Origin of the sequence: Klebsiella sp. GN_Kp190 (assembly GCF_040061795.1) — a bacterium.
Lineage (GTDB): Bacteria > Pseudomonadota > Gammaproteobacteria > Enterobacterales > Enterobacteriaceae > Klebsiella > Klebsiella michiganensis.
The window spans coordinates 337681-363565 of sequence record NZ_JBEAFN010000005.1; the positions used below are offsets into that span (position 1 = coordinate 337681).

Here is a 25885-nt window from a genome sequence, read left to right on the forward strand (position 1 = left end):
GCCCGGCAACCGCCGCCGGGCGTTCGCTCACTGACTTGCCGCGCGTAAAAACGCGTGAACCAGCGGCGCAGGTCTGCCTTCCAGCGCATTGCGCTCGTGCTGAAATAGCGTGGCGACAAAGAACGGATGCGTCACCAGTTCTACTGCCCGAATCTCACCGTCATCATCCCAGCCCGTAACCCGCAGGTCGCCCTGCTCCAGCTCGCGGGCAAAATCGTCGGCAATCCCGTAGCTGCAGTGGTAACCCTCTTCAATACTGTCGCGGCCATAGGCGCGAGAGATCAGCGTATTGGCCCGCAGTTCAATGTTGTCCGACTTTTCTACCAGCGAGCAGCTAAGCGGCGCGATAACCATCCGGCCTTCGGTATCGGTTTCCGCATGTGCGGCATCCCGCCAGCCCATAACGTTGCGCGCGTATTCGATAATCGCGTGCTGGAATCCTCCGCAGGTGCCAAGGAACGGAATGCTGTTTTCCCGCGCGTGGCGTATAGCGATAAACGCGCCTTCGGCGTTTTTATAGGGGCTGGCGGGAACCACCCAGATAGCATCGTAATCAGCGAGATCGTCAGCGGACTTTATTTCGCTGGTGGCCAGCCAGTCATAACGCAGCGGCAGCTCCAGTACGGCGGCGGCATCATCAATTGCCAGGGGAATCGCTTTATGGGCAACTACATCAGGGTTGTAATCACCAACCAGGGCAATACGCAGGGGGGAGTTCATAGCAGGATCCTTATGTCAGAGCGAATATCAGGCAACACAAGGAGCCTCAGGTTAGCGATCTCAACGGCAGAACACAATCCTTATTTTGTCTGCTTCTGAACGCGGGTAATTTAGTCTGACTGGCGCTATGGTATAGGGCAGACAAATCGCTATGGATGAATGATGAAGGACAAAATTTTGGTTAGCGCCTGCCTGATGGGCTTTCAGGTTCGCTATAACGGCAGCCACAAAGCCCGGCTGGCTAACGCGCTGTCTCGCTGGCAGAGCGAGGGGCGGCTGGTCACCCACTGCCCGGAGCTGGCTGCCGGATTGCCCATCCCCAGGCTACCGGCGGAAATCCTTGGCGCGCAGGGAGCGGATGTCATGAAAAACCGTGCGAAAATTATTGAAAGTGACGGCCAGGACGTCACTGCGCGCTATCAGCTGGCCGCCTGGCTGGCGCTAAAAGCAGCGCAGGAGGAAGGCTGTACCGCAGCATTGCTCACCGACGGCAGCCCAACCTGCGGCAGTCAGTTTATCTATGATGGTACCTTTAACGGACAGCGCAAACCCGGTGCCGGCGTTGCCGCCGCCCTGCTTCGCGAATACGGGATAACGGTATTTTCCGAGCAGCAGTTGCCGCAGCTGCTTGCCTGGATGGAACGGAGGGAGAGTGACGATGATTCAATGTAAACGGGTTTATGACCCGCAGGAAGCGAGCGACGGCTACCGGATACTGGTAGACCGCCTGTGGCCGCGCGGAATAAAAAAAGAGGCGCTGAATTACGATGAGTGGTGCAAAATCCTGGCGCCATCGACTGATTTGCGTAAGGCTTTTCACGGCGAGACGCTTGATTTTGCCCACTTTAGCCAGCGCTATCGTCAGGAGCTGGAAGCCCACCGCGATGAAGGCGAGCGCCTGGCCGCGCTTGCCAGGCAGCAGCCGCTGACGCTGCTCTACGCGGCGAAAAACACCCGGCAAAACCATGCCCAGGTGCTGGCTGACTGGCTGAAAGCGCTATGACTTAGCCGGATGATCGCGCCGCCAGAGCGCCCATTCATCTAACGTTTCACCACTGGGTAGCTTGCACTCGGTGCGCACGCCCTGCGGGCTTTGGACAGGAACCTGTTTCCCTCCCAGCTGCTGGCAGTATACCGAAGCCGGGTTAGCCATCCCGATCGGGTGTGCTTGCGGCGCCGGCTGAGTCTGCGCGCATCCGGCAAGCGCCAGAGGCAGCATGACTATCATCCCCTTCATTTCCCCTCCTTAATCGATTAAAACGGTCTTTCACCCTGAATCTCCACGGTTTCTCCATTTTAGCTGCACTTTTGCATCGTAGAGTAGCCCTGTTCTCGAATTGACCAGAGAACAGATCATTCCATAATCAATGAGTTTTCCCCGTCGCCCCCGACGGGGCTTTTTTTCCCGCCGCGGATGCAGGTATTCTCCCCCCAGATGTGTTAAATTTTGTGTATCTCTGTTAATTCTGCGCTGATTGTTTTTTAGCATCATTTGCTGGTAGTGACGATTAGCATTCGGGAGCCGTATTTCTCATGTCCGATTTTATTCTCGCTCGCGTGTCGCAAACGCTCGCTAATGAACACTCCCTCGAAACCCTGGTGCGACAGCTGCTTGAGATGCTGGAGCTGGTTACCCGAATGGAATCTACCTACCTGACTCGTATCGACTTCGACGCGCAGCGCCAGCATATTATGTACGCGCACAACAGCAGCGAAATGCAGATCCCCGAAGGGTTCTCCGTCCCGTGGAACGACTCGCTGTGCAAACGCGCGCTGGACGACCGCTGCATTTTTAGCAACGATGTTGCCGAGCGCTGGCGTTCGTGTCTCGCCGCCCAGGATTTGGGGATCGCCACCTTTTTCAGCATTCCCGTGCGCCTGACCGACGGCTCATTATTCGGCACGCTGTGCGCCACCAGCCGGGCAAGACAGCCCTATAACATTGAGGGTGAGCAGGTGATGAATCTGTTTGCCAACCTCATCTCCCATTACGTTGAGAAAGAGACGCTGGTACAGCAGCTTCGGGCGGCTAACGTCGCGCTGGAGATGCATTCGTATACCGACGAGCTTACGGGTTTGCCGAATCGCCGCTCGCTGTTTAAGCATCTTGCCGCACAGTTTTCGCAGGCCCGGGAACAGCAGCGCAGCGTGCTGCTGATTTTTATCGATCTCGATGATTTCAAAGCAATCAACGATCGATTCGGCCACCCGTGCGGCGACAGCTTTTTGATTCAGATCGGAGAACGCCTGGCCGCCCGCGTGCGCAGCGGCGATATTGTAGGTCGTCTCGGCGGCGATGAGTTTTTAATTGTCGGTACGGGTCCCGATTCAGCCGACCAGCAGGAGTATATCGCCGCGTTACGTCAAGCGCTGGCGGGGATCTATTTCCTTGGCGAACACCGGATTAACTACCCCGGCGCCAGTTTTGGGGTGATTGAAGCCGACCCCTGGCAGATCGACGTTGAACTGGCGCTGCGCGCCGCAGATGAGGCGATGTATCAGGATAAGCAGTCTCGCCGTCAGGGGCGTTTTTTTCATATTGACTAATCTACGGTGAAATCCCGTATCATAGTCGACACGACTCGCACTTACAGGGGCTCAATAATGAGACTGGGTATTCTATTTCCGGTGGCTATTTTTATCGTCGCCGTGGTTTTTCTGGGCTGGTTTTTTGTCGGCGGCTATGCGGCACCAGGCGGAGCGTAATGAAAAAAAGCACCATAATTATGCTTATTGTCGCCATCGTTGCCGTGGCGGGTACGCAATTGGGCTGGTGGTAAATCCAGGATTATTCGCGCGTCTTTCCGGCAAGGATTGCAGAATTATCTCATCTACTCAATAAGTTAAAAGCATACACTCACCTCATCAGCCGATGGCGCATGCCCGTTTTTGCGCACGGATTTAACTGGAGAAGTGAGAAATGAAAAAACCGATCGTGTTGCCGTTGATTCTCGCGCTTTGCACGCTGTTATCGGGATGTATTGTCGACCCAGGCTATCACCATCAACACCGCCACCATCATCATGACGACAGAGACTGGCGATAGCCGTGGAAACATAATAAGGCGAACTTCGGTTCGCCTTATTGCATGAAATTAGTCCCGGCGGTCGGAACCTAAAAAGAGGAAACCCAGCGGGATGGAAAACAGCAGCGTAAACACAATGCTGTAAACCGTGACCATCGCCCCCTGCAGGAAGAACATTGACGTCGTCCATTCTGAATACGGCATATTGTATTCACTCACCACGCCGCCAAAGGTGGCGCGCCCAACCACGATAAGCGCGATGGCAAAGATCGCCGCGATCGACAAAAAGAACTTCTTGCTGTTTTTATTGCTGGTGAGTTTCTGCAGAATCATCCGGGTTCCCTTTTTTCTGAGCGATAATCGGCTGTATATGTAACACCAATGCAATCAAAATTGAAGGGATTTTGTTACGAGGCAGTGACAGTCACTATAGGGCCGGTCCCGCGTACCGGCCCCCAACGATTACGACTGGAGCGTCGCCAGACGGGCGGCAAAACCGACAAACACAAGGCCTATCAGACTGTTGCCGATTTTCGCCAGCTTCTTTTTCGTCTTCACGTAACGCGTAACGAAAGAGCCGGAGAGGATCAAAAAGCTCATATAGATGAAGCTGATTATCTCCAGGGTCAGCGCCAGAATAAAGAACGCCAGCCCGGGCGTTTTGGCGCTGACGTCAATAAACTGCACGAAGAATGAGACATAAAAAAGAATCGCTTTTGGATTCGTCAGGCTAAGGGTCAGCGAACGTTTGAGAATCGCGCTGCCCGGCTCGGAATCAGCAGACGAATGACCATCACGCTGGGTTAACACCGCGTAGAGCATCTTGCCGCCCATCCACAGCAGATAAATCGCCCCCAGGTAACGCACGATATTGAACAGCACCGGCGTAGTCTTGATGAGCGTCGCGACGCCGGCAAAAGCCAGAAACATCAGCACCGCATCGCCAATAAACACGCCTGCCGCCGCCAGATACCCTTTTTTAACGCCGTGGGCGATGCCGGTCTTGAGGACAAAAAAGGTATTCGGGCCGGGAACCAGGATGATAAAGATAGCGCCGACCAGATAGGTCAGGTAATTCAATACACCAAACTCAGCGAACACAACGCACTCCTTCGCTTACAACAAAAAATATGATCCCGCGCACGTTAACGCAACCGGGACCATTTTGAAAGCGCCGCGAGTGCGGAGGGCTTAATAGAGCGAAGTTTCGCCCAGCGGACGGGTTTTAAAGCGGCGGTGAACCCACAGGTATTGCTCCGGCGCGCGCAGGATCTCTTTCTCAATAACCTTGTTGATATAGCTTGCCGCATCCTGTTTATCTTCGCCAGGATAGTCGCTCATGACGTCGCTGATGTGCAGGCTATAACCTCTGCGGTCCGCTTTACGCACCATGCTGATGGTGAGCATTTTCGCGCCCGACAAACGAGAGAGTACGTAGGTACCGTTGGTCGTTGCTGCCTGCTGTACCGAGAAGAACGGAGCAAATACGCTCCCCTTCGGGCCGTAGTCCTGATCCGGCGCAAACCACACCGCTTCACCCGACTTTAAGGCATGTACCAGACCGGATAAATTACGACGGTCAATCATCGCCTTGTTCGAGCGCAAACGACCGCGCGTCTGCACCCACTCAATTAACGGGCTATTATGCGGACGGTAGGTCGCCATCATCGGACGACACAGCCCCATCGTACGGCCACCCAGTTCAAGCGACATAAAGTGGACGCCAACGACCATCACGCCTTTTTGTTCGCTCAGAGCATTATTGAGATTGACCATACCTTCCACGTCAAACCATTTCTTAACACGCTCATCGCTCCAGAACCATGCCATCCCTGTTTCAATCAGACCCATCCCTAGCGACATGAAGTTCTGTTCGATAAGCTTTTCGCGCGCCGCGGGCGACATGGTGGGAAAGCAAAGTTCGAGATTGCGTCTGGCGATATGCTCACGGCGTTTCAGGAAGCGCCGGGATGCGCGACCGGCGCTGGTACCGATAAGATGCAAGACGGGATAAGGAAGCTGGACGATGAGCCAGAGCACGCCCAGGCCAAACCAGGTCCCCCAATTACGGGGATGAAGAAGTTTTTTATTAAAAGCGTAAGACATGTTTTTTCCTGTAAACATTAGAACATGAGGTAACGCTTAAGGAAAAAACGAGTCCCTTCATCTGTCATTAGGCGGTACGTGTAGCAGTTCAGACAATAATAATCCTGGTAAATTCACTCCGGCAAGTAAAAAAAGAGGCCAACAGAAAAAAACACAATACCAGCACACCTGTAACAAAATGTAAATAAAAAAGTGAATAATAAACCTCAAATATCCACCGCAAGAATGATTAACGCGCTAATCATTCAACATAAAGTATGCGTCTTTTCCAACCAGAACGTCGCCGTGGTAACCCGCAGGCCGCAGCTGAAGCCGCGTCGAGGTACGGCTGCATCCAGATGAGGTCGGGGTAGCCTCTGCTTTCTGTTATCCTTTTCACAACGTTTGCGGACAGGCTATTCCTTTATCTTCCATAAGCCTCACTGACATAAAATAGCAATATTAAAAATGAGTGTCAGAGAAATGACTAAAATAAGAATCAGCTTATTTTACTTTCCTGACAATAATTAATATTTATCGACAATTATCCATATCGCCGGTGGGCTATTTCAGACTTTTTACCTCCGTTGCTTTAACAGAACAGCAGGCAATAAAGTTCAAATGCCTTTTATGACGTTGAAAAAAACGCAACATAGATAAAAATCTCGGACGATTCTCGCGCTTCAACAAACCATTGCCGACAATTTTTAGCGCCTGTTTAAAACCTTCATCTTTCATCAACCCTCGCGGCGACATCAGCGACATCGGTCCATGATGAATGCTTACGGCGTCAAAGCCGGTCCGTTGGAAAAGCGTCTGCCAGGCGGCGGCGCTCAGCGGGCTGACGTGGGATTTCACCACCCCCTGCAGCTGCCGCCGGGTGTCCTCTCCCAGCGCATCCTGCGTATACATGATATCGTGCGTCAGCAAACGACCGCCGGGCTTAAGAACGCGAAAATATTCCGCCACCAGTTTCTCTTTGGCTTTATCCGCATACATGGTGAGCATCGCTTCATTTATCACCATATCAAACGTTGCATCGGCAAATGGCAGCCGAGCGGCATTCGCCTCCATCACTATCACCCGATGATCCACACCTTCGCGAACGATATTTTGCCGGGCTTTCGCCAGCGCGTCTTTATCCATATCGATGGCGTAAACGCTGCAGCGAAAACGCTGCGCCAGCTCAATAGAGGTTGTCCCCATATTACAGGCTACCTCCAGAACTTTACTGTCGGCGGTAAAACCCGCCTGCTGAAATAGCCACTCTGTGGCTTCAATGCCGCCGGGGCGTAAGCGGGTTTTCCCCAGGCTTGCCAAAAACGTATGTCCGGCTTTTTCGCTTGCGTTCATTTGACTTTCCTCACTCTCCATAAGATGCATTATAAATACAACATTAAGGTTAAGGAGGGAATAATGATAATGAATTTTATTTGCATTAAGCAGAAAGGGAAAGAAATGATGCAATGAGGGGAAAAATCTATTCAATATTTAACAATCACTTATCGTTACTATGAGTCTATATGGCCCTTATCCCTGCCGCGCTTTATTGAAATGATAACCATTCTCATATTAACATATGCCGTATTGATCAACTCTCCTGAACCTGGCTATGTCACCTTCTTCCGCCATCGCCTCTCCGCTGACGCTTGCCTCGCTCTATAGCGACCATCATGGCTGGCTGAAAAAATGGCTTACCCATAAGCTGCAATCTGCTTATGACGCCGACGACGTAGCGCAGGACACCTTTGTCCGAATTATGGCCGGCGAGTCGCTGTTGACGATTCGCGATCCAAAATCTTTTCTCTGCACGATTGCTAAACGGGTGATGATCGACCTGTTCCGCCGCAACGCCCTGGAGCGCGCCTGGCTCGACATGCTCTCTCAGCTACCGCCAGAGCTCTCTCCCTCACCGGAGCTACGGCAGAGCCAGCTCGAACTGTTACAGCAGATTGATGCCATGCTGGACGGGCTTAACGCAAAAGCCCGGGAAGCGTTTTTGCTCTCGCAGCTTGAAGGGCTGACCTACGCCGATATCGCCAGCCGCCTGGCGGTTTCCATCAGTTCGGTTAAGAAATATATCGCGAAAGCCACCGAGCACTGCCTGCTGTTCCGTCTGGAGAATGGCCTGTGAAACCGACGCTAAGCGAATCCCGTCGTCAGGCGCTGCGTTCCGCCTCGCACTGGTACGCGGTCCTCAGCGATGGGCGCGTCAGTCCGCAGCAGGAGGCCCGCTGGCAGCAGTGGTATGAGCAAAACAACGAAAATCAGTGGGCGTGGCAGCAGGTAGAAAACCTGCGTCAGCAGATGGGGCAACTGCCGGGCGGGCTGGCCAGCCGTGCTCTTCACGATAGCCGTCTGGCGCGTCGCCACGTGCTGAAAGGGCTGATGCTTTTGCTGGCGGCCGGAGGCAGCTGGCGGCTCTGGGAGTCCGAGCTGGCGGAGGGCCTCCGCGCCGACTACCGGACGGCGAAAGGAATACCGCGCCCGCAGCGGCTTGCCGACGGTTCGCTGCTGACGCTGAATAGCGAAAGTGCCGCCGACGTCCGTTTTGACGCGCGGCAGCGCATGGTTCATTTACGCTACGGCGAAATCGCCATCAGGACCGCTCACGACAGCCGGCAGCGGCCTTTCCGGGTGCAAACGCGGGAAGGCACTCTCACCGCACTCGGGACCGAATTCACCGTCCGTCAGTTTGCCGGCGGCACCCGGCTGGCGGTACAGCAGCATGCCGTAGAAGTGGTTTTACCGTCCGGCAGCGCCCAACGCGTTAACGCCGGGGAAAGCCTGTGGTTTACCCGCGATCGCTTCGCCGCCCTGGTTAAGCTCAACGGCGGCGAGGATAGCTGGATCCGGGGCGTGCTGACCTTCCACGACGCCCCGCTGAGCGAGGTGGTCGAAACCCTCGCCCGCTATCGCTCCGGGGTGCTGCGCTGCGATCCCGCCGTGGCCGATTTACGCCTGAGCGGCACCTTCCCGCTGGGCGATCCTGATGCCATTCTGCAGGTTATCGCGCAAACGCTGCCGATTACATTGCGGTTTATCACCCGCTACTGGGTCACGCTCGTTCCGGCCTGAGAAAAAAATCGAAAAAATTCTCATTCTCTATTGTCCCTTTTCCCCTGCTCGTTCGACTTATCTGATGAATATAACCAAAAACGATGGTGGAGAAGAGATGACGCCTTTACGCGTTTTACGCAAACCGATGCCTCTGGTGATGGCAATCCGTTTAAGCCTGCTGCCGCTAGCGGGGCTGGCTGCCGCGCCGGTATTCGCCGCCGCGCAGTATGATATTGCCGCCGGGGAGTTAGACCACGCCCTGAACCAATATGCCGCCCGCAGCGGTATCACGCTTTCCGCCGACGCCAGCCTGACGCGCGGCAAGCATAGTCCGGGCCTGCACGGCAGCTTTGAAACCGAAGAGGGTTTACGCAGGCTGCTGAACGGCAGCGGATTACGGCTCAAGCCGCTGGGCAAGAACGTCTGGACCCTGGAGCTGGAGCCCGCGTCCGTCAGCGCAGAATCCACCCTCACCGTCGTCGGGGACTGGCTTGGCGACGCGCGCGAAAACGATGTCTTTGAGCACGCCGGCGCCCGCGACGTGATCCGTCGGGAGGATTTCGCCAAAACCGGCGCCGCCACGATGCGCGAAGTGCTGAACCGGATCCCCGGCGTCAACGCGCCGGAAAATACCGGCACCGGCAGTCACGACCTGGCGATGAACTTCGGTATTCGTGGCCTCAACCCGCGGCTTGCCAGCCGTTCCACGGTGCTGATGGACGGTATCCCGGTTCCCTTTGCCCCCTACGGCCAGCCGCAGCTTTCGCTGGCGCCGGTCTCGCTCGGCAATATGGACGCCATCGATGTCGTGCGCGGCGGCGGCGCGGTGCGCTACGGGCCGCAGAGCGTCGGCGGCGTGGTGAACTTCGTCACCCGCGCCATCCCCGAGGATTTTGGCATTCAGGGCGGCATTGAAGGGCAGCTCAGCCCCACCTCTTCGCAAAACAACCCGAAAGAGACGCATAACCTCGCGATCGGCGGCACGGCGGACAACGGTTTCGGATCCGCCCTGCTTTACTCCGGTACCCGGGGCAGCGACTGGCGCGAACACAGCGCCACGCGGATTGATGATGTGATGCTGAAAAGCAAATACGCGCCCAACGAAGTCCATACCTTTAATAGCCTGCTGCAATACTATGACGGCGAAGCCGATATGCCCGGCGGCCTCTCCCGCGCCGACTACAACGCCGACCGCTGGCAGTCCACGCGTCCTTATGACCGCTTTTGGGGGCGCCGCCAGCTCGCCAGCCTCGGCTACCAGTACCAGCCGGATGCGCAGCATAAATTTAATATTCAGGGGTTCTATACCCATACCCTGCGCAGCGGCTACCTGGAACAGGGTAAGCGCATTACCCTCTCCCCGCGCGAATATTGGGTCCGCGGCATCGAGCCGCGCTACAGCCAAAGCTTTATGATCGGCCCATCCGCCCACGAAGTCGGCGTCGGCTATCGCTACGTCAACGAATCGACCCACGAGATGCGTTACTACACCGCGACCACCAGCGGCGAGCTGCCCAGCACCGCCAGTCCGTACGATCGCGATACCCGTTCCGGCACCGAAGCCCACGCCTGGTATATCGACGATCGCGTGGATATCGGCAACTGGACGATTACGCCAGGTATGCGCTTTGAGCACATTGAGTCTTATCAGGACAATAATCTGCTGGGCACCCGCGAACGGGTCAGCTATAACGCCCCGCTCCCGGCGCTGAATGTTCTTTATCACCTCACCGACAGCTGGAATCTTTATGCCAACACAGAAGGCTCATTCGGCACCGTACAGTACAGCCAGATTGGCAAGGCTGTGCAAAGCGGCAATGTGGAACCGGAAAAAGCGCGAACCTGGGAAGTAGGCACCCGCTACGATGACGGCGCGCTGACCGCAGAGATGGGGCTGTTCCTGATTAACTTCAACAATCAGTACGATTCCAACCAGACCAATGACACGGTCAGCGCCCGGGGTAAAACGCGTCATAGCGGCCTGGAAGCGCAAACCCGTTACGCCCTCGGCGAGCTTTCACCCGCGCTTGATAATCTCTCTGTCTACGCCAGCTATGCGTACGTCAATGCTGAAATCCGCGAGAAAGGCGACACCTACGGTAACCAGGTTCCCTTCTCGCCGAAGCGCAAAGGCACCTTTGGCGTCGATTACAAGCCCGGCAGCTGGACGTTTAACCTCAACGGCGACTTCCAGTCGAGCCAGTTTGCCGATAACGCCAATACCGTTGCCGAAAGCGCCGATGGCAGTACCGGCCGCATTCCCGGCTATATGCTGTGGGGCGCTCGCGTGGCCTATGACTTTGGCCCGCAGATGGCCAATCTCAACCTCGCGCTGGGGGTGAAAAACATCTTCGACCATGCGTATTACACCCGCTCGTACGACGATAACAACAAAGGGCTTTACGCCGGTCAGCCACGCACGCTGTACCTGCAAGGATCAATGAAGTTCTGATGATAGAGCGTTGCCGGACAGCGCGATTCGCGCTCTGTCCGGCAAGCTGGAGTGAATAATGTTTAGCCTTGTTCGTCTGTGTATTTTCAGCCTGCTGTTTCTGGCGGGCCCGCTCTTTGCCGCCACCGTACAGGATGAGCGCGGTCGCTTTACGCTTGATAAAACGCCGCAGCGCATCGTCGTGCTTGAACTCTCCTTTGTCGACGCGCTGGCGGCGGTTGACGTTAGCCCGACAGGCGTGGCCGATGACAACGATCCGTCGCGTATTCTGGCGGACGTACGCGCACGTCTGAAGCCCTGGCAGTCGGTGGGCACCCGCGCCCAGCCCTCACTGGAGGCCATCAGCGCGCTGCATCCCGATCTGATCGTCGCCGATAGCAGTCGCCATGCCGGAATTTACGCCGCCCTGAGGCAAATTGCCCCGGTGCTGCTGTTGAAATCGCGCAATGAAACCTGGGAGGAGAACCTGCAGTCAGCGGCGATTATCGGCAAAGTAGTGGGTAAGGATAAGGAGATGCAGCAGCGTCTGGCGCTGCATCGGCAAAAAATGGCGGCGTTTTCCCGACAACTGCCGGCTGGCGCCAGCGTGCTGTTTGGCACCTCTCGCGAACAGCAGTTTAATCTTCACTCAACGCAAACTTATACCGGTAGCGTGCTGACGGCGCTTGGCCTGAAGGTTCCGCCGCCAATCGGCGGCGCGCCGATGGCGGCGATAAATTTAGAACAGCTGCTGGCCCTGAATCCGCAATGGCTGCTGGTCGCTCATTACCGTAGTGAAAGTATCGTGAAAAAATGGCAGCAGGACTCCCTGTGGCCAATGCTGCAGGCCGAGCAGAAAGGGCAGGTCGCCGCCGTCGACAGCAACAGCTGGGCGCGGATGCGCGGGATCTTCGCCGCCGAGCGTATTGCCAGCGATATGGTTAAAATTGTCCACCACCGGGCGGTTGATATCACGCCATGAAACCGTTCCGTCGCGCGTTTTTTATCTGGGGATGGCCGCTGCTGGCCCTCAGCGGCCTGTTCTGGCTGAGCCTGTTCTGCTATTCGCCCATCCCGATTTCGCCGCTCAACGCCCTTCACGCCCTGCTGGCGCCTGAGTCTCCTTCGCTTGCGGAGGCGCTGGTGCTTAATCTGCGCCTGCCCCGCAGCATGGTGGCGGTAATGCTCGGCGCATCGCTGGCAATGTCGGGGGCGTTATTACAAACGCTTACCCATAATCCGCTGGCATCGCCTTCACTGCTCGGCATTAATAGCGGCGCGGCGCTGGCGATGGCGCTGACCAGCGCATTCAGTCCGGCACCGCTGGCGGGCTTTTCGCTGGCGCTGATTGCCGCCTGCGGCGGCGGAATAAGCTGGCTGCTGGTGATGAGCGCCGGCGGCGGCTGGCGTCAACAGCAGGATCGCCAACGGTTGATCCTCGCCGGTATTGCTCTCTCGGCGCTATGCATGGCGTTGACCAGAATGACCCTGCAGCTGGCGGAAGATCGCGCCTGGGGCATTCTTACCTGGCTTGCGGGCGGCGTTTCCCACGTGCGCTGGGCCGAGTTCTGGCAGCTTTTCCCTTTTGTCGCGCTGATTACCCCCGGCGTATTCCTGCTGGCCAACGCGCTTAATCTGCTCAACGTCAGCGATACCGCCGCCCATTCGCTGGGGGTGAATTTGCCGCGCCTGCGCCTGCTTATCAACGCGGCCGTGTTGCTGCTTACCGGCGCCAGCGTCAGCGTCGCCGGACCGATTGCCTTTGTTGGCCTGCTGGTCCCGCATCTGGCGCGTTTTTGGGCGGGTCACGATCATCGTACTTTTTTGCCGGTCAGCGCCCTGCTGGGCGCCCTGTTTATGCTGCTGGCGGATATGCTCGCCAGAGCGTTGGCCTGGCCGGGTGAACTGCCCGCGGGCGCGGTGCTGGCGCTGGCGGGCGGGCCCTGTTTTGTCTGGTTGGTCAGGAGACGCGGGTGAAACAACGCATCGTGTTTTTATGGCTCGCGCTCGCGCTGTTAACCCTGTTCTCGCTGCGGATGGGGGCGATCCCGCTGCCGTGGCGAGCGCTGCTCAGCGGATGGTATGCGGACAGCGAGTATCACTACGTCCTTATGCAATATCGCCTGCCGCGCGTGGTGCTGGCGCTGATTATCGGCGCCGCGCTGGCGGTTTCCGGGGCGCTGGTTCAGGGTATTGTGCATAATCCGCTGGCCTCGCCGGACATTCTGGGTATTAACCACGGGGCGAGCCTGACCTCGGTGGCGGCACTGTGGTTTTTACCGTCCCTGCCCCTGCCGTGGCTGCCGCTGCTGGCCTTTATCGGCGGAATGGTGGCGATGGTAATACCGCTCGCCCTTGCCGGTTTTTCTCGACCAATGCGCCTGGCGCTGACCGGCATCGCGCTGTCGGCCTGCTGGGCCAGCGTGACCGACTACCTCTTACTGTCGCGGCCGCAGGAGATCAATAACGCGCTGCTGTGGCTGACCGGAAGCCTGTGGGCCAGAGACGGCGCATTCGTCATCATCGTCCTGCCCCTGCTGGCGATTTTGCTGCCCTTAAGCTTCGCCCTCAGTCGCGATCTCGACCTGCTGGCGCTAGGCCATGAGCGCGCAGGAACGCTCGGCGTCAACGTACGCTGGCTTAACGGCTACGGCTTAACGCTGGCGGTGGCCCTCGCGTCGATCGGCGTCGCGGTCTGCGGTCCTGTCGCCTTTATCAGCCTTGTGGTGCCGCATCTTGTGCGTCGCCTCTTCGGCGGCCGCCATCGCCGTTTATTGCCGCTCTCTGCGCTCACGGGCGGACTGGTTCTGCTGCTCGCCGATCTGCTGGCGCGAACGCTGCATCCGCCGCTTGAGCTGCCGGCAGGCGTGCTGACGGCGATTATCGGCGCCCCGTGGTTTATCTGGCTTCTTGTGAGAATGCGTTAAATGGAACTGCGAATAGAAAAGCTAACCGCTGGCTATGGCGGCAAGCGCGTTATCAACAATCTCGATCTGACGCTACCGGGCGGGAAAATTACCGCGCTGCTGGGGCCAAACGGCTGCGGTAAATCAACGCTGCTGAAGTGTTTCTCTCGCCTCCTGACGCCCATCGCCGGCGATGTCTGGCTCAATGATGTCCCCTTAAACCGCCTCTCCGCCCGTCAGCTGGCGCGGCGACTGGCGCTGCTGCCGCAGCAGCATCACGTTCCGGAAGGCGTCACCGTACGCGAGCTGGTCGGCTACGGCCGGAGTCCGTGGCTACCGCTGTGGGGGCGGCTTTCCGCGCAGGATCGACAGCAGGTCAACAGCGCGCTACAACGAACCGGCATAGCTGCGCTGGCGGAACAACCGCTGACCGCCCTTTCCGGCGGCCAGCGGCAGCGGGCTTTTCTGGCGCTGCTGCTGGCGCAGGATACGCCGCTGGTGCTGCTCGATGAGCCAACGACCTGGCTGGATATTCATCATCAAGTGGCGCTGATGACGCTGATGCGCGAGCTGCAGACGATGGGCAAGACCGTGGTCACCGTACTGCACGACCTGAACCAGGCCAGCCGCTACTGCGACCATCTGGTGGTGCTTGAAGGGGGCCGGGTGCAGGCTCAGGGCCTGGCGGAAACGGTACTGACGCCGGAGATGCTGCGGGAGATTTTTCACCTGGAGGCGGAGATTCACCCGGAGCCGGTGTCGCAGCGCCCGATGTGCGTGGTGAAATAACCCGGGTAAGGCGCGCTGCGCCCTACCCGAAGTTGATCAGTAGGTGTGGAAGTACTGCTGGATCACCTGCGGATTTTTCGTTTGCGTCAGCGCCGTCATCAGCAGGATGCGCGCTTTTGCCGGGTTGAGCGAATCGGCTACCAGCCCAGGCTGGCCGTCATCAACAGGCACGACGCCGCTGCCGGTACGCGAGGCGCGAACCACCACGATACCGGCTTTTTCCGCCTTTTCGATCCCCGCCGCGCTGCGTACGGAGACCGACCCCGCGCCGGTGCCCGCATAGATAATCCCGTCGGCATGGTGCGCGATCGCCGCGTCATACATATATTCAGGGTCATCCTGGTAGCCATAAATAATGACCACTTTCGGTAGCGCGTTAAGATTGCGGACGTCAAAAACCGAACGCACGGTGTGAATTTTATCCACGCGAGTTTCGAACTGCGGTTTGCCGCTCACGATAACGCCCAGATAGCCCTCCTCCGGCGCCTTGAAGGTATCCAGCGTCGTGGCGTTGGTCTTAGTGACAAAACGCGCCGCGCCGATGCGGTCATTAAGCACCACCATCACGCCGCGGCCCTTCGCTTCCGGGTCGGCCGCCACGGTCACCGCTTCCAGCAGATTCATCGGACCGTCGGCGCTGATGGCCGTGGCCGGACGCATTGCCGCCGTGAAAACGACCGGCTTATTGCTTTTTACCGTCAGGTTGAGGAAATAAGGCGTCTCGTCCAGGGTGTCGGTACCATGGGTAATCACTACGCCGTCCACATCATCGCGTGCCAGCAGTTCATTGACGCGCTTTGACAGTTTGAGAATGATGTCGCTGGTCATATTTTCGCTGCCGATATTAGCGACCTGCTCGCCGTCAACGCGTGCGACTTTGCTCATCTCAGGCACGGCATTAATCAGCGTCTGTACGCCAATCGCGCCGGCTTTGTACCCGGTAGTCTGGGTATTGCTGGCCGCTGAACCGGCAATCGTCCCTCCGGTCGCCAGGATTACGATATGCGGCAGACGCGTCTCACTCGAAGCGAAAGCGCTTATCGCCAGTAACGTAATTGCCAGTAATGCTCTAAAATTCATCATGACTCATCCCAAAATAGATATTAAATAAATTCGCGCAGAGAGAATGCAAACGGCTTGCCAGGATTTAATGTATTTTACTCGGTAAAAATGATTAACTATCGGACAAAAAAGGATTTTTACTTCGCCCGGAGCGCTACTTTGGTGCAGGGACGCGCTAAAAATGGGCAGGATAAAAATGCGAAACCCGAATGGACTTATTCAATCTATTTTGTCATGTCGGCATCGCTATCAACGAAATAGAGCAAAACGGTGCGGGTAATGCGATGGAGAAAAACGATGCATAATATCGCCTTAAAATCAGCATTGATGCTTACCACCCGCGTCATACAAATTATTAACCCTGAATTACACCTGCATATGCAACGAACGGCGCTGATCGCGCTGGAGCTTGCGCAGGCGTCAGGGCTCTCGCGTCAGCAGCAGCAGACGATCTTTTGCGCCGCGCTGCTGCACGACATTGGCGTTCTGGGCGATAAACGAGTGTTCTCCTCGCTGAACGCCATCGATAACCTTAACGACCCGCATCAGCACCGGGGAGCAGAAATGCTGGCCGGGTTAGCGACCCTGGCCCCCATCCTGCCGATTATCCGCGATCACCATTTTAGCCCACACCACAAAGGCAGCCTCGAACAGCATATCGTCTATTTCGCCGACGTGTTTGAACGCCTGCTTGCTGGCGATAAGCACGCGACAACCTTTCAAACCGATATGATTATTGGTAAATTTCGCGCGCTTTACCAGGCGATAGATCCGCCGCTATGCCAGACTTTGTGCCAGCTCGCACAAAAAGAGCATTTTTGGCTGCACCTCAATCCCGGACATATTCAGCGAATGCTGGAGATCATCGGCCCTATCAACCATGTTTATATCGATATCGACGGTCTGAAAGATATCTGCCTGTTAATTGCCAAAATCGTCGATACCTACAGCAGCTTCACCGCCAGCCATAGTCTGAAGGTCGGGCGAATTTCGCGCACCCTCGCCGCTTATATGAATCTGCCGGAGATGGAGTGTAAGAAAATTGAGATTGCCGGCTATTTACACGATATTGGCAAAGTACACATTCCGCTGAAAATCCTGGAGAAACAGGGCGAACTGAATGACGAAGAGCTGCTTCAGGTGCGGGAACATAGCTATATGACCGGCGAAATTCTTAGCACCTTCAGCGAACTCGGCGAAATAATTAACTGGGCCGCGAATCATCATGAAAAGCTGGATGGCAGCGGCTATCCGCTTCATCTCAATGAGCATTACCTGCAGCTCCCGGATCGGATTATCGCCATCGCGGATATTTTCACCGCGCTTACCGAAGACCGCCCCTATCGCCCCGGAATGAGCCGTCAGCAAGCGTTACAGCTGATAGAGAGTGATGTTATAAATGGCGCGCTGGATAAAGACGTGTACCGCATTTTGCATCACCATGCCGAAGCGCTGCACGCTATTATTACTCACACGCTACACCCGTAATCACCGTTTTTTTCCGGTGAAGCCGGAGTGTGACGATAAAAAAATAATTAATTCATCTGCACGCAAGGAATATCCGGTGAGAATCGCCACCATGACTAACTGGGCCTACGGGATCACCGTCGCCCTGACCCTCGCCTCAGGCATCGCCATGCTGATGGCCTCAAGTGCGGATAATGCCGAACGCCGCGCCGTCGAACAACGCCAGGCGTTTGACCAGCTAAGCGAAGAAGTAGAAAGCGGCGCCTGGGAGCTTTCCGATCTCGCGCGACTTTACATCATTCAAAAAAATCAGGATGTGCTGCAGGAGTACCGGCAGCAAGCCCAGGCCACCGCCGCCATTGAACATCGTCTGGAAAAGCTGAAAGACAGTGGCGCAACCGCTGAAGAGCTGGCGCTGCTGCGCGAGGGTTTACAGATAGCCGATGAACTTCAGGATGAACAGCTAACGGCGCTGGCGCAGGTTGCCAGGGGAGAAGAAAAAGCGGCGGTCAGCCTGCTTTACGGCGCTGCCTATGAGCAGGAGCTTGAGCGGGTCCAGACGCAGCTCGATCACTTTCGCCTGATGCTCGAAGGCCGGGTGAATAAAACCATTGCCGAGGCTACGGAGAAATCACGGATCTGGCGTACGCTTTCTGAGATCATGGTTGGGCTCACCGCGCTGATGTTCCTGTTTGTGCTGGGGTTTATTCTTAAGCGGCGGGTGCTCTATCCCGTCGTTCGCCTGAGCGACGTGGTGCAGCGGCTAGCATCGCAGGATTATGCGGTTGAGACGCCGCAGTTTACCCAGATTGATGAAATTGGCGATATGGCCCAGGCCATTCGTATCTTTCGCGAGAACGGGCTGGCGCGGCAGCGGCTGGAACAAGAGCGCGATGCGGACTGGGCGGTCCGCGAGCTGCTGGCGAGGATGACCCAGCGTTTGCAGGGCTGCGAATCGTTCGAGGATGTGATCAAGGTTGCCGAACTGTTCGCGCCAAATATCGCCCCGGAGATCCCGGGCCGGCTGTATATTCTCGATACCGATCCCTGGCAGATGCGCTGCGTGGCGCAGTGGCTTTCTCCGCCGCTTGAAGCCGACGTCTTCCATCCGGATAACTGCTGGGCCGTGCGGCGCGGGCTGAGCCATCCGCCGGTCAACGGTGAGCCGGATATCGCCTGTTATCACCTGTCGGAATCGCAGGCTCAACGGTCGCTATGCGTGCCGCTGATTGCGCAAGGAGAAGCGATTGGTCTGCTCTCCTTCAGCAACGTCACCTCCGCGACCGCCCCGTCCCGCGCCTATCTTGAACTGATGGCCGAAGCCCTGGGTCTGGCGCTGGCGAACCAGCGTTTACGCAACGCGCTGCTGGAAAAGGCGCTGTTTGATTCATTAACCGGCCTGCGCAACCGCCACCACCTGGATGACGCTCTGCATACGCAAATGAATCTGGCGGTACGCAACGGTACGCCGCTGAGCTGCCTGATGATCGATATCGATCACTTTAAGGCGATTAATGATAGTTATGGTCACGAAGCGGGCGATCTGGTCATTAAAAACGTCGCGGCGATTATTCAACGTGCGGTGCGCGATATTGGGATGGCCTTCCGCTATGGCGGCGAAGAGTTCCTGGTATTGCTGGGCGGAACCGATGAAGAGGCCGCGATGGCCTGCGCGACCGACATCTATCACAGCGTTCAACTGCTGACGCTACGCTATGGCCTGGCTGAAATTGGTCAGGTCGATGTGTCCATCGGCATCGCCAGCTACCCGCAGCATACGCAAAGCGATAGCCTGCTGCGCGCGGCTGACGCTGCGCTCTACCGGGCAAAAGAGCTGGGGCGGTCGAGAATTGTGAGCTTTGGGATGTTAAAGGCGGATTGAGTCGACAGTCACACTACCGCGTAAAACTGGACGAGAGACCGCTATACCCCTCCTTTTAGACCCGCGTAACGGACGCGATTCTCCCCGGAGAATAAAAAAACGGGAACCCACCGGCTCCCGTTTTTGTTTAACCCAGAGACTGGATTACATGTTCGCGATAATCGCGTCGCCAAACTCTGAACATTTCAGCAGCTTAGCGCCTTCCATCAGACGTTCAAAGTCATAGGTCACGGTCTTGGCGGCGATAGCGCCTTCGGTGCCTTTAACGATCAGGTCTGCCGCTTCGAACCACTGCATGTGGCGCAGCATCATCTCAGCGGACAGGATGATGGAACCTGGGTTCACTTTGTCCTGGCCGGCATATTTCGGCGCAGTACCGTGGGTGGCTTCAAACAGCGCGCACTCGTCACCGATGTTCGCACCCGGGGCAATACCGATACCGCCAACCTGCGCCGCCAGGGCATCAGAGATATAGTCACCGTTCAGGTTCATACAGGCGATAACATCGTATTCCGCCGGACGCAGCAGGATCTGCTGCAGGAAGGCGTCGGCGATAACGTCTTTAACGACGATCTCTTTCCCGGTGTTCGGGTTTTTAATCTTCAGCCACGGGCCGCCGTCAATCAGCTCACCGCCGAACTCTTCGCGTGCCAGCTGGTAGCCCCAGTCTTTGAACGCGCCTTCGGTGAATTTCATGATGTTGCCTTTGTGCACCAGAGTCAGAGAATCGCGATCGTTGGTGATAGCGTATTCGATGGCGGCGCGAACCAGGCGTTTAGTGCCTTCTTCAGAGCACGGCTTGATGCCGATACCGCAATGTTCCGGGAAGCGAATTTTCTTCACGCCCATTTCATCGCGCAGGAATTTGATCACTTTATCTGCTTCAGCAGAATCGGCTTTCCACTCGATACCGGCGTAGATGTCTTCAGAGTTTTCGCGGAAGATAACCATATCGGTCAGTTCAGGATGCTTAACCGGGCTCGGGGTACCCTGATAATAACGAACCGGGCGCAGGCAAACGTAGAGGTCCAGTTCCTGACGCAGAGCAACGTTCAGAGAACGGATGCCGCCACCGACTGGGGTGGTCAGAGGGCCTTTGATAGCAACACGATATTCACGAATCAGATCAAGAGTTTCGGCAGGCAGCCAGACATCCTGGCCATAAACCTGGGTCGATTTTTCACCGGTGTAAACTTCCATCCAGGAAATTTTACGCTCGCCCTTATAGGCTTTCTCAACGGCAGCATCAACCACTTTCAGCATCGCCGGAGTCACGTCAACGCCGATACCATCACCTTCGATGAACGGGATAATCGGGTTATTAGGGACGTTCAGCTTGCCGTTTTGCAGGGTGATTTTTTGACCTTCCGCCGGAACTACTACTTTGCTTTCCATTAACCTCTCCTTCGAGCGCTTCTGGTTCTGCTCTTCCCTCTTCACGCTAGCCGGGCGTTGGCTTTACTCGCCCACTCCCGTCATCGGAATATGCCGCTAACCGGAGATTTCGCGTCCGTGTCGCCTTCCTGTAATGCGAATCGGTTTGAGCAACCTTTTTGTTAATAAGTTGTAATGAGCATGTCAATACTACCTGAATGTTTGCATCCATGAAAGGCATTCGTAATTAGGCTATAATGCGGCAATTGATTGAGTCTGAAAATACCATGCAAAAAACTTCATTTAGAAAACATCGCGTTGAGCGATTCAGCACGCAACAAGTCACCAGACAACGCAAAGAACGCCAGCCAAAAACTGTGATCTTGTTCAATAAACCATACGATGTATTGCCGCAATTTACCGATGAAGCCGGACGCAGCACGCTAAAAGATTTTATTCCGGTTGCCGGCGTCTACGCTGCCGGTCGGTTGGATCGCGATAGCGAAGGCCTGCTGGTACTGACCAACGACGGCGCGCTGCAGGCGGCGCTCACTCAACCGGGTAAGCGCACCGGTAAAATTTATTATGTTCAGGTGGAAGGTGAACCCACGGCGGACGCGCTGGCCGCGCTCCGCGACGGCGTCACGCTTAATGACGGCCCTACTCTGCCCGCCGGCGTGGAGCGGGTTGCGGAACCAGAGTGGCTGTGGCCGCGGAATCCGCCCATCCGCGAGCGCAAATCTATCCCCACCAGCTGGCTGAAAATCACCCTCTATGAGGGACGCAACCGCCAGGTACGGCGGATGACCGCCCACGTCGGCTTTCCGACGCTGCGCCTGATTCGCTATGCGATGGGCGGCTATACGCTGGATGGCCTGGCCAACGGCGAATGGCGCAAAATTGATTAACCGTAGCCTAAGGAAAAACAATGTTTAAGCCGCACGTCACCGTCGCCTGCGTGGTTCACGCGAAAGGCAAATTCCTCGTTGTTGAAGAAACGATCAACGGAAAAGCGCTGTGGAACCAGCCTGCAGGTCACCTCGAAGCCGACGAAACCCTGGTTCAGGCCGCAGAGCGCGAGCTCTGGGAAGAGACCGGCATTCGCGCGACGCCGCAGCACTTTCTTCGCCTGCATCAGTGGATAGCCCCGGATCGCACCCCGTTTTTGCGCTTCCTCTTTACTATCGAGCTTAACGATACGTGCGTCACCGAGCCCCATGATAGCGATATCGATCGCTGCCTGTGGCTCAGTGCTGAGGAAATTCTTAACGCAACAAACCTGCGTTCTCAACTGGTTGCCGAGAGCATTCGCAGCTATCAGCAGGATCCGCGCTACCCGCTGTCGCTCATCGGCGAATTTAACTGGCCGTTTACAGGGGGTGCCTCGACGGATGACGCGTGCTAGAATACGCCGCCTCGAAGTTCAATGTAGTGAGTATTCCAATGTCAGAAAGCCAGAAAAAAGTGATCGTCGGCATGTCCGGCGGGGTTGATTCCTCAGTTTCCGCTTACCTGCTGCTCCAGCAAGGGTATAAGGTGGAAGGCCTGTTCATGAAGAACTGGGAAGAGGACGACGGCGAGGAATACTGCACCGCAGCGGCGGATCTTGCCGACGCGCAGGCCGTTTGCGATAAGCTGGGAATTGAACTTCACACCGTCAACTTTGCCGCAGAATACTGGGACAACGTATTCGAATTGTTCCTTGAAGAATATAAAGCCGGCCGCACGCCGAACCCGGATATTCTGTGCAATAAAGAAATTAAATTTAAAGCCTTCCTCGAATTTGCCGCAGAAGACCTCGGCGCTGACTACATCGCCACCGGGCACTACGTGCGCCGCGCCGACGTTAACGGCAAGAGCCAGCTGCTGCGCGGCCTCGACGGTAACAAAGACCAGAGCTACTTCCTTTATACTCTCAGCCACGAACAGATCGCGCAAAGCCTGTTCCCGGTAGGAGAGCTGGAAAAGCCGCAGGTGCGTAAAATCGCCGAAGAGCTGGATCTCATCACCGCGAAGAAAAAAGACTCGACCGGTATCTGTTTTATCGGCGAACGTAAATTCCGTGAATTCCTTGGCCGCTACCTGCCCGCCCAGCCGGGTAAAATTATCAGCGTTGACGGCGACGAAGTTGGCGAGCACCAGGGCCTGATGTACCACACGCTGGGTCAGCGTAAAGGCCTGGGCATCGGCGGCATCAAAGACGGCGGCGAAGACCCGTGGTACGTGGTCGACAAAGACGTCGAAAACAATATTCTGATTGTCGCCCAGGGCCACGACCATCCGCGTCTGATGTCCGTGGGGTTGATTGCTCAACAGCTGCACTGGGTAGACCGCGAGCCGCTGACCGGCACGCTGCGCTGCACGGTGAAAACCCGCTACCGCCAGACCGATATCCCCTGCAGCGTAAAAGCGCTGGATGACGACCGCATTGAAGTGATCTTTGATGAGCCGGTTGCCGCCGTCACGCCTGGCCAGTCTGCGGTCTTTTACCGCGACGAAGTCTGCCTCGGCGGTGGGATTATCGAACAGCGCTTGCCGCTGCAGGCTTGACAGACATATTAGCCGCGGAATGCCTCAACCGGGTATTCGGCGGTTTACAAGGAGAATGTGTGGCGAAGAATTATTATGACATTACGCTGGCGCTGGCCGGCGTTTGCCAGGCCGCGCGTCTGGTTCAGGAACTGGCGCACCAGGGGCACTGCGATAGCGACGCCCTGCATGTGTCGCTGAACAGCATCATCGACCTCGACCCGGATTCAACGCTGGCGGTGTTCGGTGGTAGTGAAGCCAATCTTCGTCTCGGGCTGGAAACTCTCATTGGCGTGCTGAATACCAGCAGTCGCCAGGGACTGAACGCCGAACTCACCCGCTATACTCTAAGCCTGATGGTGCTCGAGCGTAAGCTTGCCGCCAGCAAAGGGGCCATGGATACCCTCGGCAACCGTATCGGTGGCCTGCGCCGTCAGCTTGAACATTTCGACCTGCAATCCGAGACCCTGCTCAGCGCAATGGCCGGCATCTATGTTGATGTCATTAGCCCGCTGGGCCCGCGGATTCAGGTGACCGGCTCTCCAGCCGTGCTGCAAAGCCCTCAGGTTCAGGCGAAGGTTCGTTCTGCCCTGCTGGCAGGTATTCGCTCCGCGGTGCTCTGGCACCAGGTCGGCGGCGGACGTCTGCAGCTGATGTTTTCCCGTAATCGTCTGGTTAACCAGGCAAAACAAATTCTTGCTCATTTAACCCCGGAGTTGTGATCTATGGAATTATCCTCACTGACCGCCGTTTCCCCAGTCGACGGCCGCTACGGCGACAAAGTCAGCGCGCTGCGCGGTATCTTCAGCGAATTCGGTTTGCTGAAATTCCGCGTTCAGGTAGAAGTGCGTTGGTTGCAAAAACTGGCCGCGCACGCAGCGATCAAGGAAGTTCCTGCTTTTGCTGCCGACGCAAACGGTTACCTTGATAAAATCGTCGCCGATTTCAGCGTAGAAGATGCAGAGCGCATCAAAACGATCGAGCGCACCACCAACCACGACGTCAAAGCGGTTGAGTATTTCCTCAAGGAAAAAGTCGCCGACGTGGCAGAACTGCACGCGGTCTCCGAGTTTATCCACTTCGCCTGCACCTCCGAGGACATCAACAATCTGTCCCACGCGCTGATGCTGAAAACCGCCCGCGACGAAGTGATCCTGCCATACTGGCGCAAGCTGATCGACGCGGTTAAGGACCTGGCGGTACAGTATCGCGATATCCCGCTGCTTTCCCGCACCCACGGCCAGCCGGCCACGCCGTCCACCATGGGTAAAGAGATGGCGAACGTCGCTTACCGTATGGAGCGCCAGTATCGTCAGCTGAATCAGATTGAAATTCTTGGCAAAATCAACGGCGCGGTGGGGAACTATAACGCCCACATCGCCGCCTACCCGGAAGTCGACTGGCACCAGTTCAGCGAAGAGTTCGTCACCTCGCTGGGTATCCAGTGGAACCCGTACACCACCCAGATTGAACCGCACGACTATATCGCCGAGCTGTTTGACTGCGTCGCCCGCTTCAACACCATCCTGATTGATTTCGATCGTGACGTGTGGGGCTATATCGCGCTCAACCATTTCAAGCAGAAGACCATTGCCGGCGAAATCGGCTCTTCCACCATGCCGCATAAAGTGAACCCGATCGACTTCGAGAACTCCGAAGGTAACCTCGGTCTGGCCAATGCGGTGATGCAGCATCTGGCAAGCAAACTGCCGGTTTCCCGCTGGCAGCGCGACCTGACCGACTCCACCGTCCTGCGTAACCTCGGCGTGGGCATCGGCTACGCGCTGATCGCGTATCAATCCACCCTGAAAGGCGTGAGCAAGCTGGAGCTGAATCAGGACCGCCTGCTGGATGAACTGGACCACAACTGGGAAGTTCTGGCCGAGCCGATTCAGACCGTCATGCGTCGCTACGGCATCGAGAAGCCGTACGAGAAGCTGAAAGAGCTGACCCGCGGCAAGCGCGTTGATGCCGAAGGCATGCAGCAGTTCATCGACAGCCTGGCGCTGCCGGAAGCGGAAAAAGTTCGCCTGAAGGCCATGACCCCGGCTAACTATATCGGCCGTGCGACCACCATGGTTGACGAACTGAAGTAAACCTTTCCACCCTCTTTCCGCTCAGGAAAGAGGGTTTCATCTCCCTTCCCCGCCCGCGCGAACGTTAAATCCAGACGTCATTCACCGCGGTGCGTTCTCCGCCCTCGTGCCCGGTATTCAGGACGCCGCGTGGCTCAATCAGCATAAGTTTGGTTTCCGTTTCCGCTGAGGTTTTATGTTCAACGCCGCGAGGTACAACGATCATCTCACCGGCCTGCAGCAGCAGACAGTTATCGCGAAAATCCAGGCGCAACACGCCCTCCAGTACGATCAACGTTTCATCCGTTTCCGGGTGGCTATGCCAGATAAAGTCGCCGAGGATCCTGACCACCTTGAACTGATAGTCATTCATTTCAGCCACCACCTTCGGCTGCCATTGCTCGGTAAAGAGGGTGAATTTCTGCGCAATATTAATCGATTGATACATAAGCTGACTCCTTGTGATAAAGGCTGTCAGCA

The 25885-nt window shown here is 56.5% G+C and carries 28 protein-coding genes; 19 read left to right on the plus strand and 9 right to left on the minus strand.

Annotated features, from left to right (window positions below; genetic code table 11):
- Window positions 1-27: 27 nt before the first annotated feature.
- Window positions 28-720, minus strand: coding sequence for a CTP synthase (locus ABLU67_RS03590; protein WP_032749536.1), 693 nt, complete (start codon window positions 718-720; stop codon window positions 28-30).
- Window positions 721-882: 162 nt separating this feature from the next.
- On the opposite strand from ABLU67_RS03590, the gene ABLU67_RS03595 reads away from it, so the two are divergent.
- Both ABLU67_RS03595 and ABLU67_RS03600 read left to right on the plus strand, forming a co-directional pair.
- A complete protein-coding gene (locus ABLU67_RS03595) occupies window positions 883-1392 on the plus strand; it encodes a DUF523 domain-containing protein (RefSeq protein ID WP_103814031.1) in 510 nt (169 codons plus the stop codon).
- Entirely contained in the window at window positions 1379-1723 is a 345-nt protein-coding gene (locus ABLU67_RS03600) for a DUF488 domain-containing protein (RefSeq protein ID WP_014228940.1), read from the plus strand. Before ABLU67_RS03595 ends, ABLU67_RS03600 begins: the two co-directional genes overlap by 14 nt.
- Here the strand turns inward: ABLU67_RS03600 and ABLU67_RS03605 are convergent.
- The gene (locus ABLU67_RS03605; RefSeq protein ID WP_048261679.1) at window positions 1718-1957 is read right to left on the minus strand and encodes a DUF333 domain-containing protein; all 240 of its coding nucleotides are present in this window, start codon (window positions 1955-1957) and stop codon (window positions 1718-1720) included. The genes ABLU67_RS03600 and ABLU67_RS03605 overlap by 6 nt on opposite strands.
- 296 nt (window positions 1958-2253) lie before the next feature.
- Between ABLU67_RS03605 and ABLU67_RS03610 the strand changes: the two genes are divergently transcribed.
- The 3 genes from ABLU67_RS03610 (at window position 2254) to ABLU67_RS03620 (ending at window position 3766) form a co-directional block, all read left to right on the plus strand.
- Window positions 2254-3267 carry a sensor domain-containing diguanylate cyclase gene (locus tag ABLU67_RS03610; protein ID WP_014228938.1) on the plus strand — a complete coding sequence of 338 codons (1014 nt, stop codon included), beginning with the start codon at window positions 2254-2256 and terminating at the stop codon, window positions 3265-3267.
- Window positions 3268-3324: 57 nt separating this feature from the next.
- Window positions 3325-3426 carry a YoaK family small membrane protein gene (locus tag ABLU67_RS03615; RefSeq protein ID WP_004101234.1) on the plus strand — a complete coding sequence of 34 codons (102 nt, stop codon included), beginning with the start codon at window positions 3325-3327 and terminating at the stop codon, window positions 3424-3426.
- 214 nt (window positions 3427-3640) lie between these two features.
- A complete protein-coding gene (locus tag ABLU67_RS03620) occupies window positions 3641-3766 on the plus strand; it encodes a hypothetical protein (protein WP_086074258.1) in 126 nt (41 codons plus the stop codon).
- 48 nt (window positions 3767-3814) lie between these two features.
- Here ABLU67_RS03620 and ABLU67_RS03625 read toward each other — a convergent pair whose 3' ends face one another.
- From ABLU67_RS03625 to ABLU67_RS03640, 4 genes are all read right to left on the minus strand, one after another.
- A complete protein-coding gene (locus ABLU67_RS03625; protein WP_004131510.1) occupies window positions 3815-4078 on the minus strand; it encodes a DUF2534 family protein in 264 nt (87 codons plus the stop codon).
- 129 nt (window positions 4079-4207) lie between these two features.
- Entirely contained in the window at window positions 4208-4846 is a 639-nt protein-coding gene (gene leuE / locus ABLU67_RS03630) for a leucine efflux protein LeuE (protein WP_025106941.1), read from the minus strand.
- A 90-nt stretch (window positions 4847-4936) separates the two neighbouring features.
- The gene (gene lpxP, locus ABLU67_RS03635; RefSeq protein ID WP_348852166.1) at window positions 4937-5851 is read right to left on the minus strand and encodes a kdo(2)-lipid IV(A) palmitoleoyltransferase; all 915 of its coding nucleotides are present in this window, start codon (window positions 5849-5851) and stop codon (window positions 4937-4939) included.
- A gap of 543 nt (window positions 5852-6394) precedes the next feature.
- A complete protein-coding gene (locus tag ABLU67_RS03640) occupies window positions 6395-7183 on the minus strand; it encodes a class I SAM-dependent methyltransferase (protein ID WP_224384738.1) in 789 nt (262 codons plus the stop codon).
- 259 nt (window positions 7184-7442) lie between these two features.
- On the opposite strand from ABLU67_RS03640, the gene fecI reads away from it, so the two are divergent.
- From fecI to fecE, 7 genes are all read left to right on the plus strand, one after another.
- A complete protein-coding gene (gene fecI / locus ABLU67_RS03645) occupies window positions 7443-7964 on the plus strand; it encodes a ferric citrate uptake sigma factor FecI (protein ID WP_032749540.1) in 522 nt (173 codons plus the stop codon).
- Window positions 7961-8908 (plus strand): ferric citrate uptake sigma factor regulator FecR, encoded by a 948-nt coding sequence (gene fecR / locus ABLU67_RS03650; RefSeq protein ID WP_224384737.1) that lies wholly within the window; start codon window positions 7961-7963, stop codon window positions 8906-8908. Before fecI ends, fecR begins: the two co-directional genes overlap by 4 nt.
- A 97-nt stretch (window positions 8909-9005) precedes the next feature.
- Window positions 9006-11342, plus strand: a complete 2337-nt coding sequence (fecA, locus tag ABLU67_RS03655; RefSeq protein WP_224384736.1) for a TonB-dependent Fe(3+) dicitrate receptor FecA — start codon at window positions 9006-9008, stop codon at window positions 11340-11342.
- Window positions 11343-11400: 58 nt separating this feature from the next.
- Window positions 11401-12303 (plus strand): Fe(3+) dicitrate ABC transporter substrate-binding protein FecB, encoded by a 903-nt coding sequence (locus ABLU67_RS03660; protein WP_224384735.1) that lies wholly within the window; start codon window positions 11401-11403, stop codon window positions 12301-12303.
- Window positions 12300-13298, plus strand: a complete 999-nt coding sequence (fecC, locus tag ABLU67_RS03665; RefSeq protein ID WP_224384734.1) for an iron-dicitrate ABC transporter permease FecC — start codon at window positions 12300-12302, stop codon at window positions 13296-13298. Before ABLU67_RS03660 ends, fecC begins: the two co-directional genes overlap by 4 nt.
- Window positions 13295-14248: a Fe(3+) dicitrate ABC transporter permease subunit FecD gene (gene fecD / locus ABLU67_RS03670; RefSeq protein ID WP_064380627.1), complete on the plus strand. Its 954-nt coding sequence runs from the start codon at window positions 13295-13297 to the stop codon at window positions 14246-14248. Before fecC ends, fecD begins: the two co-directional genes overlap by 4 nt.
- Window positions 14249-15016 (plus strand): Fe(3+) dicitrate ABC transporter ATP-binding protein FecE, encoded by a 768-nt coding sequence (gene fecE, locus ABLU67_RS03675; RefSeq protein ID WP_224384733.1) that lies wholly within the window; start codon window positions 14249-14251, stop codon window positions 15014-15016.
- Between the two features lie 36 nt (window positions 15017-15052).
- Here fecE and fraE read toward each other — a convergent pair whose 3' ends face one another.
- The gene (gene fraE, locus ABLU67_RS03680) at window positions 15053-16096 is read right to left on the minus strand and encodes a fructose-asparagine asparaginase (protein WP_009653379.1); all 1044 of its coding nucleotides are present in this window, start codon (window positions 16094-16096) and stop codon (window positions 15053-15055) included.
- A gap of 279 nt (window positions 16097-16375) precedes the next feature.
- Here fraE and ABLU67_RS03685 point away from each other — a divergent pair, with 279 nt between their 5' ends.
- Both ABLU67_RS03685 and ABLU67_RS03690 read left to right on the plus strand, forming a co-directional pair.
- Window positions 16376-17566 (plus strand): HD domain-containing phosphohydrolase, encoded by a 1191-nt coding sequence (locus ABLU67_RS03685; protein ID WP_014228927.1) that lies wholly within the window; start codon window positions 16376-16378, stop codon window positions 17564-17566.
- 76 nt (window positions 17567-17642) lie between these two features.
- A complete protein-coding gene (locus tag ABLU67_RS03690) occupies window positions 17643-19427 on the plus strand; it encodes a sensor domain-containing diguanylate cyclase (RefSeq protein ID WP_048261614.1) in 1785 nt (594 codons plus the stop codon).
- Between the two features lie 144 nt (window positions 19428-19571).
- Here the strand turns inward: ABLU67_RS03690 and icd are convergent, their stop codons facing one another.
- Entirely contained in the window at window positions 19572-20822 is a 1251-nt protein-coding gene (gene icd / locus ABLU67_RS03695) for an NADP-dependent isocitrate dehydrogenase (RefSeq protein ID WP_004131480.1), read from the minus strand.
- 236 nt (window positions 20823-21058) lie between these two features.
- On the opposite strand from icd, the gene rluE reads away from it, so the two are divergent.
- From rluE to purB, 5 genes are read left to right on the plus strand one after another with little or no spacing between them, the layout of a single operon-like run.
- Window positions 21059-21709 (plus strand): 23S rRNA pseudouridine(2457) synthase RluE, encoded by a 651-nt coding sequence (rluE, locus tag ABLU67_RS03700; RefSeq protein ID WP_004138338.1) that lies wholly within the window; start codon window positions 21059-21061, stop codon window positions 21707-21709.
- A gap of 20 nt (window positions 21710-21729) precedes the next feature.
- On the plus strand, window positions 21730-22206 hold the full coding sequence (locus ABLU67_RS03705) for an NUDIX hydrolase (RefSeq protein WP_025106932.1): 477 nt from the start codon (window positions 21730-21732) through the stop codon (window positions 22204-22206).
- Between the two features lie 38 nt (window positions 22207-22244).
- Entirely contained in the window at window positions 22245-23351 is a 1107-nt protein-coding gene (gene mnmA, locus ABLU67_RS03710; RefSeq protein WP_004849976.1) for a tRNA 2-thiouridine(34) synthase MnmA, read from the plus strand.
- A gap of 59 nt (window positions 23352-23410) precedes the next feature.
- Window positions 23411-24052 (plus strand): high frequency lysogenization protein HflD, encoded by a 642-nt coding sequence (gene hflD / locus ABLU67_RS03715; RefSeq protein WP_004131471.1) that lies wholly within the window; start codon window positions 23411-23413, stop codon window positions 24050-24052.
- Between the two features lie 3 nt (window positions 24053-24055).
- Window positions 24056-25426, plus strand: coding sequence for an adenylosuccinate lyase (gene purB / locus ABLU67_RS03720; protein ID WP_004131470.1), 1371 nt, complete (start codon window positions 24056-24058; stop codon window positions 25424-25426).
- A gap of 64 nt (window positions 25427-25490) precedes the next feature.
- Here purB and ABLU67_RS03725 read toward each other — a convergent pair whose 3' ends face one another.
- Complete coding sequence (locus ABLU67_RS03725) at window positions 25491-25853, minus strand: cupin domain-containing protein (RefSeq protein WP_047724083.1); 363 nt, start codon at window positions 25851-25853, stop codon at window positions 25491-25493.
- Window positions 25854-25885: the final 32 nt, after the last annotated feature.